The following is a 15,259-nucleotide window of genomic DNA, read 5'->3' as shown; positions in this document are numbered from 1 at the left end:
CAAAACCCCGAAAACACCGTCTCCGAAGCCCGTCGGGCCAGCCCGTCTCCGAGCGAGGCGGCGATATACGTCCCCACTTTCCGACTGGCAATAGGCAAAAGCGGCTTTCCCGATCTATCCACAGAACGGGCGCTTATGCACAGGGGGAAGCCGCGCCCTACCCCGCCGCTATATAGGTGCGCAGGCTCTCAGCTTCCTGCGTGGCCTGGGCGATCTGGCATTTGACCACGTCTCCGATCGAGACGACGCCGGCCAGCCGCTTGTCCAGCAATACGGGCAGATGGCGGATTCGGCGGTCGGTCATCCGCGCCATCAGCGCCTCGACCGTTTCGGCCGGATCGGCGAAGACCACTTCGCTCGTCATATAATCGGAGACGGGCCGCTTCAGCGCCTCGGGACCGTCGCGGGAGATGGCCCGCACGATGTCGCGCTCGGACAAGACGCCCGCCACGCCGTCGCCTTCACAGACGATCAGCGCCCCGACCTGGCGGCGCTCCAGTTCGGCGCAGGCTTCACTCAGAGAGGCGTCCGGCGCCAGGGTGAAGACGGCGTCTCCCTTGCCCTTGAGAATCTCGGCGACCAGCATGGCGACTTCCTCCTTATGGGCAGGCCGTCGTCCGCGGGCGTCGCGGACCGGCCGCAAGGCGGACAGGTTCGCTCAGACGCCGCCGATAGGCAAATCCCGGCGCGCGGCGAACCACCCGCCGATGGGACCGATGGCGAGGATGCCGAACAGGAAGCCGACGGCGTGGGCCTCCCAGGCGATGCGAGCGCCGTCCGCGCCCGGCGCCAGGCCGATCAGGCCCACAATGAGATTCACCGCCATCCACGCAGCGGACGCTTTCAGAACCATCGGATGGAACAGCGGCAGAACGCGCCCATGGCCGCCCATCAACCGGGTCGCTGCGCCGATCAGGCCGAAGACAGCCCCCGAGGCGCCGACCAGCGGCGCCATGCTGTTCGGGTGCACCAGACCATAGCCCAGCGCCGCCACGGCGCCCGCCGCTATATAGAAGAGAATAAAGACCAGCGGCCCCGGCCCGCGCTCCATCAGCCGCCCCACGGGCGCGCCGAAAGCCAGGGCGCCCACGGCGTTCATCGTCCCGTGGGCCCAGCCGCCGTGCAGCAGCATGGAGGTGAACAGGCCCGTCCACTGTCCGCGCCACAGCTCCGCCGGGACGAAGGCCATGGAGAGTCCCTGATCGGGAAGCCGCTCCTGCAGATAGAAGAGCACCGGCATGGATGCTGCGATCAGCAGAGGCAGGAAGGGCGCGTTGAAGATCTTTTCGCGCGGCGGCCGCGGCGAACGGGCGTCAGATTGGGACATTCGCCCTTGATGGGGCCAGTCGCATCCGATCTCAAGACGCCGTTTTGCGCCAATACGACACTGAAACCGTATGGCACGGTCATTGCGTGAGCCGTTCCAGAAGTTCTCGGGAGCGCCTTATGCCGTCTCATAGCCTGACACTCATGACCGTAGCGGCCGCCGCCGTGCTGGCGGTCCTGCCCGCCGGTTCGGCCGCCGCGCAGTCGACCGGCTCGGCCGGAGCGGGCCAGTTCCAGGCCGGCTACGGCGCCTCGCGCTACACCACCGCCCAGGCCAGCCGCGGCACGACCCGCGACGCCAACGGCAACCGCCTGGTTGTCGACGGCATCATCCAACAGAACGGCAGCGCCTACTCGCGCAGCGGCAGCAGCTCTTCGTCCAGCCACTTCAGCGGCGGCGTCGGATCGGGCGGCGGAACCAACATCGGCGGCTCCACCGCCATCGGCAACAACCTGAATGTGGTCGTCCAGGGCAACCGCAACACGGTCGTCGTCAACTCCAACCAGACCAACAACGGCAACATCAACGCCGGCACCACCCTGAACGGGCCCCGTCCATGAACATCACCGCCATCCGTCGCTCGCCCGTGCGCGCCTTCGGCTGCGTCGCCGCCGCCGCTGCTCTGCTGAGCGGCTGCGCCACCTCGGCCGGTCCCTCGGGCCAGTACGCCAAGCCGATCGGCAACGCGCCGGTCACGTCGAACCCGACGCCCTATTCGACCGCGCTGTATTGCCTGGCCGACTATGCGCGCCGCTACAACCTTCCTTCGCCGCGCATGGCTGTGGGCCGGATCAGCGACTACACCGGCTCCATCTCCTCGGACGGCGGTCGCCAGATCACCCAGGGCGCGTCCCTGATGGCCAACACCGCCCTGGCGAAGGCCGGCGCCCGCATCGTCGAGCGCTATGACACCTCGGTGTCCGAGCTGGAGCTGCGCTACGCCAACAACAAGCTGATCGGCGACGACGTGCCGAACGGCGCGCCCCAGGACGCCGCCTTCCGCCGCATCCTGGCCGGTCAGGTGCCGGGCTCCGACTTCTATGTGGTCGGCGGCATCACCGAGGTGAACTACAACATCCGCTCGGGCGGCTTCGACATCGCCGGCGGCGAAGTGGGCGAGAACGGCGGCTCGGGCCTGCTGACCGGCAAGGTGTTCGTGATGAACGTCGCGATCGACCTGCGCCTGGTGCAGACCACCACCCTCGAGGTCGTAGACGTCGTCTCCTATCAGAAGCAGATCGTCGGCCGTGAAGTGTCGGCGGGCGTCTTCGACTTCCTGAACGGCAACGTCTTCGACATCTCGGCCGGCACCAGCGGCCTGGAGCCGGTCCAGCTGGCGGTCCGCGCCCTGGTCGAACGCGCCACGGTCGAGTTCATGGCCAACCTGTACGGCGCCCCCGGCCCGGAAATCTGCCTCAACCCCGCCAATGACCCGCTGGGCGACAGCCCGGTCGGCGCCACCGGCGGCTACTATCCTGCTTACGCAAACACGGACACGAACAATGGCCAAACTCGCGCCGACCCGTCTCGCTGGCACGATCGCCGCGACAGCGCTGTGCGTAGCGGCGGCCGCTGAGGCTTCCGCCCAGGATCGCGGTCTGGTCCTGAATGAACAGCTCAACCTGGGCGACGTCATCAGCGGTCAACGCCTGAACGTCGTCAATGTCAGCGACAACGTCGCCGTGTCGAACGCCGCCATGGGCAACGCCCTGTCCGGCGGCGCCGACGGCCGCGCCGCCGACATCCGCTCGACCCAGGACATGCAGGGCGCCGCCGTGGCGGACACCTCCCTGACCCTGCGCGGCGAGACGGGCTATGTGAACAGCGTGACCCAGGCGCGCGGCAACTATCTGGCCGGGACCGCGGTCAACACGGGCATCGACGTCGACGCAGGCCAGAACCTGAACGGCAACGTCACGGCGCGCAGCCAGATCGTGGAGACCGGCGCTCGCCTGAACTACGGCGGCCATGTCTCGGCCGACGCCATCGGCAACACCGTCGCCCTGGGCGCCAGCGGCACGGGCGAGCAACGCGGCGCCGTCACGGGCCGCACCGATCAGAACTCGACCGGCGAAATCTACGCCGAGAACGAGGCCCGCTTCACCTACGCCCCGGCGCCGGCCGTCTTCAGCAGCCAGGCATCGGCCAACGCCGTACAGGCGACCTCGACGCCAAACTCGCACCAGAACCTGGCGGTCAGCCAGAACGCCTCGGGCGCAGGCGTCACCGCCTGGACGGGCGTGTGGGCAGGCAACGCCTGGGACATAGCCGCGCGCAGCCGCGCCGCCTCCAACCAGGCCGCCTTCTATAATCAGGGCGGTTCGCTGGTCGTGGACGTGGATCAGCAGAACTCGGCGGAGGTGCTGTCGCGCACCGAACTCAGTTCCTATGACTTCGGCGCCGCCCATTCGACGGCCGAGGCCGTGGGCAACGAGGTTCATGCGGGCAACAACGACATCTATGTCAGCATCGACAACACCCAGATGAACACCGGCGGCGTCACCGCCAGCGCCGGCTTCACGGGTCAGAACGGCTATGACGCCTATGTCGGGGCCAATGCGGCGGGCAACGCCGTCACCGGCTTCGCCTGCTCGACCTGCGGCGGCGACCTGAACGTCCGCAACAGCCAGACCAACATGGGCGACGTGCGGGCGACGGCGACGACCAACGTCAACGGCTGGGGTCGCAACGTCGTCGCGGGCGCCAACGCCGTCGGCAACACGGCGAGCTTCTACGTCACCCGCCCGAATTAACTTTCGGTAACTTGAGGTAGTCAAGTTCGTTTGTCACCGTGAACAGGCGCGGAGCTGAAGAAGCTTCGCGCCTGTCTTACGTGCAGGGCCGCAATCAGTCCCGGGGGCCGCCCGCTCGCACGTCGCGGAGACTACCGAATGCGATCCCCTCGCCGCCTGCTCCTGCTTGCCGCGTCCAGCCTCGCCCTGATGGGCGGAGCCGCGCTTCCCGCCGTCGCCCTGACCCAGCCGCCAGCCGCCGCGACGCAGGACGCCCAACCCTCCAGCCCCTGGGCCCAGGCGGCCAGCGACATTCCGGCCGATGCGGCCGTACGCTTCGGCGTCCTGCCCAACGGCATGCGCTACGCCATCATGAAGAACGCCACCCCGCCCGGTCAGGCGTCCCTGCGCCTGCGGATCGCGGCCGGTTCGCTGATGGAGAACGAGGACCAGCTGGGTCTGGCCCACTTCATGGAGCACATGGCCTTCAACGGCACGACCAATGTGCCCGAGAATGAGCTGCTGCGGATTCTGGAGCGTCTGGGCCTGGCCTTCGGCGCCGACACCAACGCCTTCACCAGCTTCGACCAGACCGCCTATACGCTGGAGCTTCCGCGCACCAACGACGAGACCGTCGACACCTCGCTGCGCATCATGCGCGAACAGGTCTCCGAAGCCCTGATGAAGGCCGAGGACATCGACGCCGAGCGCGGCGTGATCGAGGGTGAAGAGCGCCTGCGCAACACCCCGGCCCTGCGCTCGCTGAAGGCGCAGATCGCCCTGCTGGCGCCGGGCCAGCGCCTGTCGAACCGTCTGCCGATCGGCGACCTCAGCATCATCCGCAGCGCCCCGCGCGAGCGCTTCGTCGAGTTCTACGAAGCCTATTACCGCCCCGAACGCGCCACCATGATCGCGGTCGGCGACTTCGACGTCGATCAGATGGAAGCCAAGATCAAGTCGACCTTCTCGGACTGGACGCCCAAGGCCGCCGACGGTCCCGAGCCCGATTTGGGACAGGTCGCCCCGCGCCAGCCCGAGACCCGTATCCTGGTCGAGCCGGGCGTGCAGTCCTCGGTTCAACTGAACTGGATTCGCAACCCCGACCTCGATCCCGACACGGCCGCTCAGCGCCGCGACGCCCTGCTGCAAAGCCTGGGCATGGCCGTGCTGAACCGTCGCCTGGGCGAACTGGCCCGCGCCGACAACCCGCCCTTCATCGGCGCCGGCGGCGGCCAGGCGACCCTGTTCAAGACCCTGGACCTCGGCAGCGTCTCGGCCGCCTTCAACCCCGGCGGCATCAAGCGCGCGCTGGAGACCATCGAGCAGGAACAGCGCCGCCTGGTGCAGTTCGGCGTTTCTCAAGTCGAACTCGACCGCGAGATCGCCAACACGCGCACGGCGCTGGAAAACGCCGTTCAGGCGGCCGCGACGCGCAGCACCCCGGCCCTGGCCAACGCCCTGCTGGGCGCCGCCAACGACGACAAGGTCTTCTCGGCCCCGTCCGCCAACCTCGCCCTGTTCGAGGCCGCGGTGAAGGATCTCAAGGCCGAGCAGGTCAGCGCCGAGGTCAAGCGCGCCTTTGAAGGCCAAGGCCCCCTGGCCCTGGTCGTCACCCCCGAACCGATCGAGGGCGGCGAAGCGGGCGTCACCGCCCTGCTGGAAGCCAGCCGCGCCACTCCCGTGACCGCTCCGGCCGTCCAGGCGGAACTGGCATGGCCCTACGCTGACTTCGGCGCCGCCGCCACGCCGGTCTCGACCACCGAAGTCGCCGCCGTCGGCGCCACGGTCGTCACCTTCCCCAATGGCGTGCGCCTGACCGTCAAGCCGACGGCCTTCAAGGATCAGCAGATCCTGATCTCGGTCCGCACCGGCATCGGCGAAATGGGTCTGCCGACCGACCGCTTCACCTCCGAGTCTCTCGCCCCGATGGTCTTCACCGCGGGCGGTCTGGGTAAGCTGACAGCGGACGAACTGAACCGCGTCCTGACCGGCAAGATCTACGGCGCGGGCTTCGCCATCGACGGCGATGCCTATCAGCTGTCGGGCGCCACCCGCCCGGCCGATCTGCAACTGCAGATGCAGGTGCTGGCCGCCTATCTGACCGATCCGGGCCTGCGCCCGGCGCCGTTCGAGCAGATCAAGGCCGTCCTGCCGCAGTTCATGGCCCAGCAGATGGCCACGCCCAGCGGCGCCTTCAGCCTTCAGGCCAGCGGCCTGCTGGCCAGCGGCGACAAGCGCGAATCCATGGCCTCGCTCGAAGAAATCGCCGCCTTCACCCTGGATGAGCTGAAGCAGGGCGTGGTTCAGGGCCTGGCCTCCGGCCCGATCGACATCGTCATGGTCGGCGACGTCAAGGTGGAGGACGCGGTCGCCTCGGTCGCCTCGACCTTCGCCGCCCTGCCCGCTCGCGCCCCGGCCGCCCAGCCGATGGCCGGTTCGGATCAGCGTCACTTCCCGGCGCCGACGGCCCAGCCGATCCGCCTGACCCACGCCGGTCCGGCCGAGCAAGGCCTAGCCTACATCGCCTGGCCGACCACCGATGCGGTCAAAGATCGCACCGAGTCGCGCCGGGCCGCCATCCTGGCCGAGGTGCTGAAGCTGCGCGTGACGGAGGAAATCCGCGAGAAGCAGGCCCTGGCCTATTCGCCCGGCGTCCGTTCCTCGGCGTCCGACGTGTTCCAGGGCTACGGCTCCATCTCGATCACGGCGGACACGGCTCCGGACAAGTTCGGCGCCTTCTTCACCGCCGTCGACGCCATCATCGCCGACCTGCGCGACAAGCCGGTCAGCGAGGACGAACTGAACCGCGCCCGCCTGCCGGTGATCGAGTCCCTGCGCCGCAGCCAGGCCGGCAACGAATACTGGCTGGGCCAGCTGGAGGATCTGGCCGCCAAGCCCGCCTCTCTGGAGCAGATCCAGACGCACATCAGCGATCTGGAATCCTTCACCGCCGCCGACATCCAGGCGGCTGCGCGTCAGTATCTGAAGCCGGATACGGCGTGGAAGGCCGAGGTCGTCTCGGCCAACGCCGCACAGTAAGCCTACTCCAAACGAAGAAAGGGCCCCGTTCCGCAAGGAACGGGGCCCAGTCGTTTAGGCCTATCGACGGAGAGTCGATGCCTGGACCTTAGGCGTCTGCGCCTGTCGCCAGGCTGAACAGCCGGTTCAGAAAACCCGACCGCCGACGCCGCCGTCCATCATGATCATGCCCGTGGACGCCGCGCCCTCGACCATTTCCTCGCGATACTCGGTGTAGGTCTCTTCGCGCATCATGCTCAGCACCTTCACGCCGGCGCCGTAGCGACGCAGCAGCGAACGCTCGTTGCACTGACGCGCCTGCTTTTCAGGACGGCATTCCAGACGGCCGCCGGCGCCGTGCCACAGGGCGTCGCCCTTGTTGCAGGCCACGGTCTCGCCCGGCGCGCCTTCGGCGTCGCTGATGGTCCATTGCAGTTTGGTGCCCGCCAGGCAGCGATACAGTTCGCCGTCATAGCTGTTGGCGACGTCCCGGCCCGGCGTCACCTGGGACGCGGGGTGCGGCACATTGCGGTCGTCGATGCAGACGGCCTGCAGCACGACCTGCTTCTCGATACGGCGCGTGGCGGTGAAGGGCACGCGCACCGACTGCATCCCGCCCTGGACGTTCAGGCCCTGGATGGTGGTCGGATAGGGCTGGTCGACGTTGAAGTAAGCGCCGCCGCCGCTGTAGATGATGGTAGAGTTGGCGCGCGATCCCGCCCATGCGCGCGCCGTGGCGTTGGCGGTCGCATTGGCGTTGGCGTTCACGTTCACATTGACGTTCACATTGCCTCCGCCCGGTCCGCAGCACACCGGAGGCGGCGGCGGCAGGCATCCTCCGCCGCCACAGGGCGGCGTCACCGGCGGACGCGGCGGCAGGCAGCCGCTGGGACCGCATCCCCCGCCGCCGGGCGGCGTCACCGGCGGTGAAATCGGCGTCGGCGGCGGCAAGATCGGCGGATTCGGCGGCGGAGGCGGCAAACAGCCGCCGGGCGCGCAACCTGCGGCCGCAGTATCGGCAAGGGCCATCAGCCCCACAAAGGCCGCGGCGCCTGCCAGCATTTTCGTAATCCCTATCCGCATGGGATCGGACTCCTGCATTGATCGTCGGCAGGACCGATGCAAGCGCCGGGCCGTTTCCAGCGTCCGACATTGGGCGGATTCAAAGCCTTTCCGGCCGGTTTCAGCCGCTTCGGCCGCCTCTGTCTCATTGTGAACCGTGCCATTGTGGGGCGAAGGCTCAGCCGACCGGCTTCAGACCCGTCACATAGCGGCGCCAGTTCTGCACATAATGCTGCGCCGAGATGCGCAGCGCCTCGATCTGCCCCTCTTCCAATTCCCGGACCACCTTGCCGGGCTGGCCCATGACCAGGCTGTTGTCCGGGATGACCTTGCCTTCGGTAATCAGGGCGTTGGCGCCGATCAGGCAGTTCTTCCCGATGCGCGCGCCGTTCAGGATGACCGCGCCGATGCCGATCAGGCTGTTGTCGCCGATCTCGCACCCATGCAGCATCACCTTGTGCCCCACCGTCACGCCGGTGCCGATGGTCAGGGGCGAGCCGACGTCAGTATGCAGGATGCCGCCATCCTGAATATTCGTGTCCGCCCCGATGACGATGGGATCATTATCGCCACGCAGCACGGCGTTGAACCAGATGCTGGCGCCCGGATGCAGAATCACGTTCCCTAGAACGGTTGCATTCGGCGCGATCCAGTATTCGCCCTCCGGCGGAAGCTGAGGCTTGCTGTCGCCCAGACTGTAAACACTCATCCGCACACCGCCTATTCTTCTTAAAATGAAGGCTTTAACCCTTCAGAAACCACGTTAGCATCAAACTGTTGATGCGATTCGGCAGGCCCCATTCGCCCCCGGATCCGAAGCCGGATCAAGCCCGGTCCGGTCAGACGCTGGAGAATGCGCTTGGCGTGTTCACGACCAGTTCGGGGACGGCGACGCACCTGCTGCGGCGAAGACCCTGCGACCGTTCGGGCCGACTGCGCGACTTCGGCCCCCACCTCCCCCACCGACGACCAAGGCGAGACCCTGCCGGGCTCGCCTTTTTTCATGCCCTGGAGGCGTCCATGAGCAAACGATCGGCCATCAAGCGTCAGCTGCGCGAAGGCGTGCTGGATTCGCCCGACTTCATTCAGGACGCCAAGGTACGGCGATTGCCCGCCCGCGTCGGCGGCTGGTCGCCCGTCCCCTCGAACGACGAGCGGGACCAGGGCTATATGAAGACGCTGAAGCCCAAGTCGGACGGTCAGGCCGAACTGATGGAGGCCGTCGACCACGCCAATCTGGTGCTGGCGCTGGGCCCGGCGGGCACGGGCAAGACCTATCTGGCCGTCGCCAAGGCGGTCGAGGCGCTGGAGGCGGGCAAGGTCGGCCGCATCGTCCTGAGCCGCCCGGCGGTCGAGGCCGGGGAATCGATCGGCTTCCTGCCCGGCGACATGGAGGACAAGCTGGCCCCCTATCTGCGGCCGCTCTACGACGCCCTGTCGGATCGTCTCAGCATGAAGCGGGTCAAGGCCCTGATGGCCGAGGGTCTGATCGAGATCGCCCCCATCGGCTATATGCGCGGCCGCACCCTGAACAACGCCTTCATCGTCGTGGACGAGGCGCAAAACTGCACCTACGTCCAGTTGAAGATGCTGCTGACCCGGCTGGGCTGGCACTCGACCATGGTGGTGACGGGCGACCCGCACCAGTCGGACCTGCTGCCGGGCGTGTCGGGGCTCTCGGACATCGCCGAGCGGCTGGAGGCCGTGCCCGAGATCGCCGTCGTCCGCCTGGCCGAACGCGACATCGTGCGCCACCCGCTGGTCGCCAGCATGATCGGGGTGCTGTGACCCGCGCCTTCCTCTGGTGAGAGAAAGAAAAAAGAGAGTCCAATTCGTCTGAATCGTCTGAAATCTCCCCTCGGCCCGCGCGCAGTCTAGCACAGGTGCCGAGGGGGGATGGTCGATTGCGTTGCGATCCCTGCCCTTCTCCCCTTGTGGGAGAAGGTGGGCGCCGAAGGCGCTCGGATGAGGGGTGCTTACACCTCGTCAACCGGTCAAGCTCTCAGCGAAAATGGCGGGTCGTCTCGCAGACACCCCTCATCCGGTCCTCACGGACCACCTTCTCCCACAAGGGGAGAAGGATTTTAGCGTGCTACCGCCTACGGCTACTTGAGCAACTTCTTCCACAAGGGGAGAAGGCCGCTTATTCTACGCTCGCACCGCCCGGCTGGCGTCGACGCCCAGCGCCGTCACGGCGGCGGCGGCGATGTGTTCGGCGTTCAGGCCGGCCTGGGCGTACATGACCTCGGGCTTGTCCTGATCCTGGAAGATGTCGGGCAGGCAAAGGGTGCGGATCTTGAGCCCGCCGTCCAGCGCCCCCTTCTCGGCCAGCAACTGAAGCACAAAGGCTCCGAAGCCGCCCATGGCGCCCTCTTCCACCGTGATCAGCGCCTCGTGCTCGCGCGCCAGGCGCAGGATCAGGTCGGCGTCCAGCGGCTTGGCGAAGCGGGCGTCGGCGACGGTAGCCGAGACGCCCTTGGCGGCCAGCATGTCGGCGGCCTTCAGCGATTCCTGCAGGCGCGTGCCCAGCGACAGGATGGCGACCGACGTGCCTTCGCGGACGATGCGGCCCTTGCCGATCTCGAGCGGGGCGGCCAGCTCAGGGATGTCAACGCCCACGCCCTCGCCGCGCGGATAGCGGAAGGCGCTGGGGCGGTCGTCGATGGCCAGCGAGGTCGAGATCATGGCCGCCAGTTCGGCCTCGTCCGAGGCGGCCATCAGCACCATGCCCGGCAGGGCGCCCATATAGCCGATGTCGAACGATCCGGCATGGGTCGCGCCATCGGCCCCGACCAGACCGGCCCGGTCCATGGCGAAGCGCACCGGCAGGGACTGGATCGCCACGTCGTGGACGACCTGATCGTAGCCGCGCTGCAGGAAGGTCGAATAGAGGGCGCAGACCGGCTTCATCCCATCGGCGGCCAGGCCGGCGGCGAAGGTCACGGCGTGCTGCTCGGCGATGCCGACGTCGAAAGTGCGGTCCGGGAAGGCCTGGCCGAACAGGTCCAGGCCCGTGCCGGACGGCATGGCGGCGGTGATGGCCATGACGGTCGGGTCGGCTTCAGCGTGCTTGATCAGCTCGGTCCCGAACACCTTGGTGTAGCTGGGAGCGTTGGAGACGGACTTGGCCTGCTTGCCCGACACCACGTCGAACTTGACTACCGCGTGCAGCTTGTCGGCGCTGCTCTCGGCCGGGGCGTAGCCCTTGCCCTTCTGGGTGACGACGTGGACCAGGACCGGGCGGTCGGTGATGGCCGCCGCATTCTTCAGAATGGGGACCAGATTCTCCATGTCGTGACCGTCGATCGGCCCGACGTAGTAGAAGCCCAGTTCCTCGAACAGGGTGCCGCCGACGATCATGCCGCGTGCGTATTCCTCGGCCTTGCGCGCGGCGTCGCGGAAGGGGCGCGGCATGTGGTCGACGAACTTCTTTCCGACCTTGCGGATGTTCTGATAGGCGCCGCCCGAGACCTGCTTGGCCAGATAGGCGCTCATGCCGCCGACGGGCGGGGCGATCGACATGTCGTTGTCGTTCAGCACCACCATCAGCTGGCCGCTGGTGGCCTCGGCGGCGTTGTTCATCGCCTCATAGGCCATGCCCGCCGACATGGAGCCGTCGCCGATGACGGCCACGACGCGGTTCTTCTCGCCCTTGGCGTCGCGGGCGGCGGCGAAACCGAGCGCCGCGCTGATCGAGGTCGAGGCGTGGGCCGCGCCGAAGGGGTCGTATTCGCTCTCGGAGCGCTTGGTGAAGCCCGACAGGCCGCCGCCTTGGCGCAAGGTGCGCATACGGTCGCGCCGCCCGGTCAGTATCTTGTGCGGATAGCACTGGTGGCCGACGTCCCAGATCAGGATGTCCTGCGGCGTCTCGAAGACGTGGTGCAGGGCGACCGTCAGCTCGACCACGCCCAGTCCCGCGCCCAGGTGCCCGCCGGTGACGGAGACGGCGTCGATGGTCTCGGCCCGCACCTCGTCCGCCAGCTGTTTCAGCTGGGGAATGTCGAAGCCCCGCGTGTCGGCGGGAAACTTGACGGTGTCGAGAAGCGGGGTGTTGGGCATGGGGATCGGGGGCCTTCAGACGACGGAACGTCAAACAGTAACCCGCTGAGGGCGGGCGCGTTTCCTATCAGGACCGGCGTTGAAGCACAAAGTCCACGCTGGCCTTGAGGATTTCGGCCTCATGACCGAACAGGTCAAGGTGCGAGCGGGCCTGATCGGCCAGATGCGCGACCCTCTGTCGCGCCGCATCGACGCCCAGCAGGGTGACGAAGTTGGTCTTGCCCAGAGCGGCGTCCTTGCCGCCGGCGGCCTTGCCCATCTCCTCGGCCGAGCCTTCCGCGTCCAGAACATCGTCGACGATCTGATAGGCCAGGCCGATGTCGTGGGCGAAGCTGGTCAGGGCGTGCCACGCCGCTTCGTTGGCGTCGGCGATGATCAGCGGGATCTCGAAGGCGTAGGCGAACAGGGCGCCGGTCTTCAGGCGCTGCATCCGCGCCACACCGCCCAGATCGTCGCGCACGCCCATGAGGTCGATCATCTGACCGCCCGCCATGCCCCGCGCGCCCGAGGCAAACGACAAACGCCGCGCCAGTTCGCAGCGCACGGCCGCGTCGTCGTGCGTGTCCTCGTCCAGGATGATGTCGAAGGCCGCGGTCTGAAGCGCATCGCCCGCCAGGATGGCCGTGGCCTCGTCATAGGCGATGTGCAGGGTCGGACGGCCGCGACGCACGTCGTCGTCGTCCATCGCCGGAAGGTCGTCATGCACCAGCGAATAGGCGTGAACGCATTCCAGGGCGCAGGCGGCGCGCAGGACGGCGCACTCCTCGACCTCCAGCATCCGGCCCGCCTCGATGGCGAAGAAGGGACGCAGCCGCTTGCCCGGTCCTAGCGCCGCATAGCGCATGGCCTCGGTCAGGCGCGCTTCCGGGCCATCGGCGCGCGGCAGCAGCTGATCCAGGGCGACCGTGACCAGATCGGCGATCTCGCTCACGCGGTCGATGACGGCCTGTTCCGGCGAATTGGCGGCGAGCATAGTCAAAACAGCCTCCCGCCCAGCGGCAGGTCGCGATCGACGCCGGCCAGGACGACATTCCCCTCCGCATCCGGGAAGCCGAGCGTCAGCACCTCGGACATCACCGGCCCGATCTGGCGCGGCGGGAAGTTGACGACGGCGGCGACCTTGCGGCCGTGCAGCTCGTCCAGGGAGTAGTGATGGGTGATCTGGGCCGAGGACTTCTTGACGCCGATCGCCTCGCCGAAGTCGATGGTCAGCTTATAGGCGGGCTTGCGGGCCTCGGGAAACGGCTCGGCCTTGATGATCCGGCCGACGCGAACGTCCACCTTCATGAAGTCGTCGAAGCCGATCTGCGGCGCGAGTTCGGAACCCGACATCAGCCGAACTCGGCCGGTTCGACGCCCTTGGCCTGGCCGTCGGCGCCGACCACAATCTTCTCGACCCGCAGTTGGGCGGCCTTCAACCGCGCCTCGCAGTGAGCTTTCAGCCGCGCGCCCTCTTCGTACAGGGCGATGGACTCCTCGAGCGGCGCCTGACCCGATTCCAGGCGCGAAACGATGCCCTCCAGACGCGACAGGGCGTCCTCGAAGCTGAGGTCGGCGGGCACGGTGGGGGAAGCGGATGCGTCAGTCATGATGGGCGCAACCTAGAGAGGCAGGCGCGCCGCTTCAACGGCCTTCCTGACCCCGCGACGTCAGCGCTTCACGAAACGGCGCTGGGACCAGTATTTGAAGCCCTGGTTATGGGCCAGACGCCAGCCGTGCGCCTTCAGCCGCTGGCCGACCATGTGGTTGAAATAGCCGTGCGCCAGCACCAGCACGTCATGGCCTTCCGAGGCGCGGGCGATCAGGACGCGCGCGGCCTGGTCGGCGCGGACCTCGGCCTCGGCGCGGGTTTCCTGGCCCTCGTGGTGGTTGAAGGCGTGCCACCAAATGCGCGAGATCACGCCCCAATAGCGCGGCGACAGCTTGATCCAGGCCGGGAAATGCGGCGGCGGCAGGGGCGCCTCAATGAAGAGAGCGTCGACCAGCACGTCGCGACCCGGGGCCACGGCGCGGGCGGTTTCCTGCGCGCGCGGCCGGGTGGAGGCGTAGATCGCCCCCGCACCCTCGGCCGTGCTCAGCAGGGCCTGGGGCGGCGTCTGACCCGCACGCAGGCCGCCGATCTCATACCGGCCCCACCAGTCGCGATACTGGTCCGAGGTGATCATGCATTTGCGCGACAGCGCCGGCTCGCCATGGCGCGCCAGGGTGATCGCGCCATGGGCGGTCTCCGACTCGGCGGAGCGGGCGGCCGCAACCGGCGTCTGAACTGCGGATTCGGAATGAGTCATGAGTGCAGGAGAAGTCATAGCACGGGGATCAGCCTGTGAAACCAAGGCCTTGGCGTCCCTTTACCTCCCCGATCCCAGCATTGGCGTGCGCCGCGAACAGCGCACCTTGGACAAAGGTGGTAGCTCCCGCCGCGCGCCCCTGCAACCACGCAAAGATGACGAGACTGCAATGAGCAGGGCGCGGGACGTCCCGACGCGCCTTCACCCAGCCTTCGCGCGGCGCTATGCGTCGGTCATGAGCGAACCCGTGATCCGTCCCGCCCGCCCCGATGACGCCGCCGCCCTGGCCGTGCTGGGACGCCAGACCTTCATCGACACCTTCGTCACCGGCTTCGGCATTCCCTATCCGACCGCCGACCTGACCATGTTCCTGGACGCCAGCTTCAACGCCGAGGCCATCACCAAGAAGCTGGCCGAGCCCGGCGCCGCCTGGTGGGTGGCCGAGCGCGACGGCGAACTGCTGGCCTTCGCCAACGCCGGGCCGAACACCCTGCCCCACCCCGACGGCCGCGCCAGCCACGCCGAGCTGCGCCGCCTCTACGTCGGCAAGCAGGCGCAGGGGCTGGGCCTGGGCACGAAACTGCTGAAGATCTCGCTGGACTGGATGGAGGCCCACACCGACGGCCCCCTGTGGATCGGCGTCTGGAGCGGCAACGAAAAGGCCCAGAAACTGTACGCCGCCTACGGCTTCGAGAAGGCGGGCGAATATCAGTATCCGGTCGGCGCCTGGATGGATGACGAGTTCATCTTGCGGCGCGGCTAGGCCGGGGCCA

15 protein-coding genes are annotated in these 15,259 nt (G+C 67.8%); 6 read left to right on the top strand and 9 right to left on the bottom strand.

The genetic code is table 11. From position 1 onward, the window contains the following. Positions 1-157: 157 nt before the first annotated feature. Positions 158-586 carry a CBS domain-containing protein gene (locus tag AC3A3G_RS09345; protein WP_200166188.1) on the bottom strand — a complete coding sequence of 143 codons (429 nt, stop codon included), beginning with the start codon at positions 584-586 and terminating at the stop codon, positions 158-160. A gap of 72 nt (positions 587-658) precedes the next feature. Continuing rightward, positions 659-1,327, bottom strand: coding sequence for a rhomboid family intramembrane serine protease (locus AC3A3G_RS09340; protein WP_487488040.1), 669 nt, complete (start codon positions 1,325-1,327; stop codon positions 659-661). 143 nt (positions 1,328-1,470) lie between these two features. On the opposite strand from AC3A3G_RS09340, the gene hfaA reads away from it, so the two are divergent. From hfaA to AC3A3G_RS09320, 4 genes are all read left to right on the top strand, one after another. After that, positions 1,471-1,887, top strand: coding sequence for a holdfast anchoring protein HfaA (hfaA, locus tag AC3A3G_RS09335; RefSeq protein ID WP_368925612.1), 417 nt, complete (start codon positions 1,471-1,473; stop codon positions 1,885-1,887). Beyond that, positions 1,884-2,903 carry a holdfast anchoring protein HfaB gene (hfaB, locus tag AC3A3G_RS09330; protein ID WP_125901457.1) on the top strand — a complete coding sequence of 340 codons (1,020 nt, stop codon included), beginning with the start codon at positions 1,884-1,886 and terminating at the stop codon, positions 2,901-2,903. The genes hfaA and hfaB overlap by 4 nt, the downstream gene beginning before the upstream one ends. Continuing rightward, entirely contained in the window at positions 2,830-4,080 is a 1,251-nt protein-coding gene (hfaD, locus tag AC3A3G_RS09325; protein WP_368925608.1) for a holdfast anchor protein HfaD, read from the top strand. Before hfaB ends, hfaD begins: the two co-directional genes overlap by 74 nt. A gap of 138 nt (positions 4,081-4,218) precedes the next feature. Next, the gene (locus AC3A3G_RS09320; RefSeq protein ID WP_487488039.1) at positions 4,219-7,098 is read left to right on the top strand and encodes a M16 family metallopeptidase; all 2,880 of its coding nucleotides are present in this window, start codon (positions 4,219-4,221) and stop codon (positions 7,096-7,098) included. A gap of 126 nt (positions 7,099-7,224) precedes the next feature. Here AC3A3G_RS09320 and AC3A3G_RS09315 read toward each other — a convergent pair whose 3' ends face one another. Further along, complete coding sequence (locus AC3A3G_RS09315; protein ID WP_487488038.1) at positions 7,225-8,139, bottom strand: hypothetical protein; 915 nt, start codon at positions 8,137-8,139, stop codon at positions 7,225-7,227. Between the two features lie 178 nt (positions 8,140-8,317). Then, a complete protein-coding gene (locus AC3A3G_RS09310) occupies positions 8,318-8,848 on the bottom strand; it encodes a gamma carbonic anhydrase family protein (RefSeq protein ID WP_487488037.1) in 531 nt (176 codons plus the stop codon). Positions 8,849-9,147: 299 nt separating this feature from the next. Between AC3A3G_RS09310 and AC3A3G_RS09305 the strand changes: the two genes are divergently transcribed. Then, entirely contained in the window at positions 9,148-9,927 is a 780-nt protein-coding gene (locus tag AC3A3G_RS09305; protein WP_368925355.1) for a PhoH family protein, read from the top strand. A gap of 360 nt (positions 9,928-10,287) precedes the next feature. Here AC3A3G_RS09305 and dxs read toward each other — a convergent pair whose 3' ends face one another. The 5 genes from dxs to AC3A3G_RS09280 form a co-directional block, all read right to left on the bottom strand. Next, positions 10,288-12,198, bottom strand: coding sequence for a 1-deoxy-D-xylulose-5-phosphate synthase (gene dxs, locus AC3A3G_RS09300; protein ID WP_412877125.1), 1,911 nt, complete (start codon positions 12,196-12,198; stop codon positions 10,288-10,290). A gap of 67 nt (positions 12,199-12,265) precedes the next feature. Further along, positions 12,266-13,171, bottom strand: a complete 906-nt coding sequence (locus tag AC3A3G_RS09295; RefSeq protein ID WP_368925357.1) for a polyprenyl synthetase family protein — start codon at positions 13,169-13,171, stop codon at positions 12,266-12,268. A gap of 2 nt (positions 13,172-13,173) precedes the next feature. Beyond that, positions 13,174-13,530, bottom strand: a complete 357-nt coding sequence (locus tag AC3A3G_RS09290; RefSeq protein ID WP_200166180.1) for a tRNA-binding protein — start codon at positions 13,528-13,530, stop codon at positions 13,174-13,176. Beyond that, positions 13,530-13,787 (bottom strand): exodeoxyribonuclease VII small subunit, encoded by a 258-nt coding sequence (locus AC3A3G_RS09285; protein ID WP_200166178.1) that lies wholly within the window; start codon positions 13,785-13,787, stop codon positions 13,530-13,532. The genes AC3A3G_RS09290 and AC3A3G_RS09285 overlap by 1 nt, the downstream gene beginning before the upstream one ends. Before the next feature lie 60 nt (positions 13,788-13,847). Beyond that, complete coding sequence (locus AC3A3G_RS09280; RefSeq protein ID WP_125901463.1) at positions 13,848-14,486, bottom strand: histidine phosphatase family protein; 639 nt, start codon at positions 14,484-14,486, stop codon at positions 13,848-13,850. 235 nt (positions 14,487-14,721) lie between these two features. Between AC3A3G_RS09280 and AC3A3G_RS09275 the strand changes: the two genes are divergently transcribed. Beyond that, entirely contained in the window at positions 14,722-15,249 is a 528-nt protein-coding gene (locus tag AC3A3G_RS09275) for a GNAT family N-acetyltransferase (protein ID WP_292060192.1), read from the top strand. Positions 15,250-15,259 lie beyond the last annotated feature (10 nt).

The sequence above is a fragment of the Brevundimonas sp. Soil_N_31 genome, assembly GCF_057655995.1.
The sequence above is the reverse complement of the archived record's forward strand: the minus strand, read 5'-3'. Positions and strand labels throughout refer to the sequence as shown.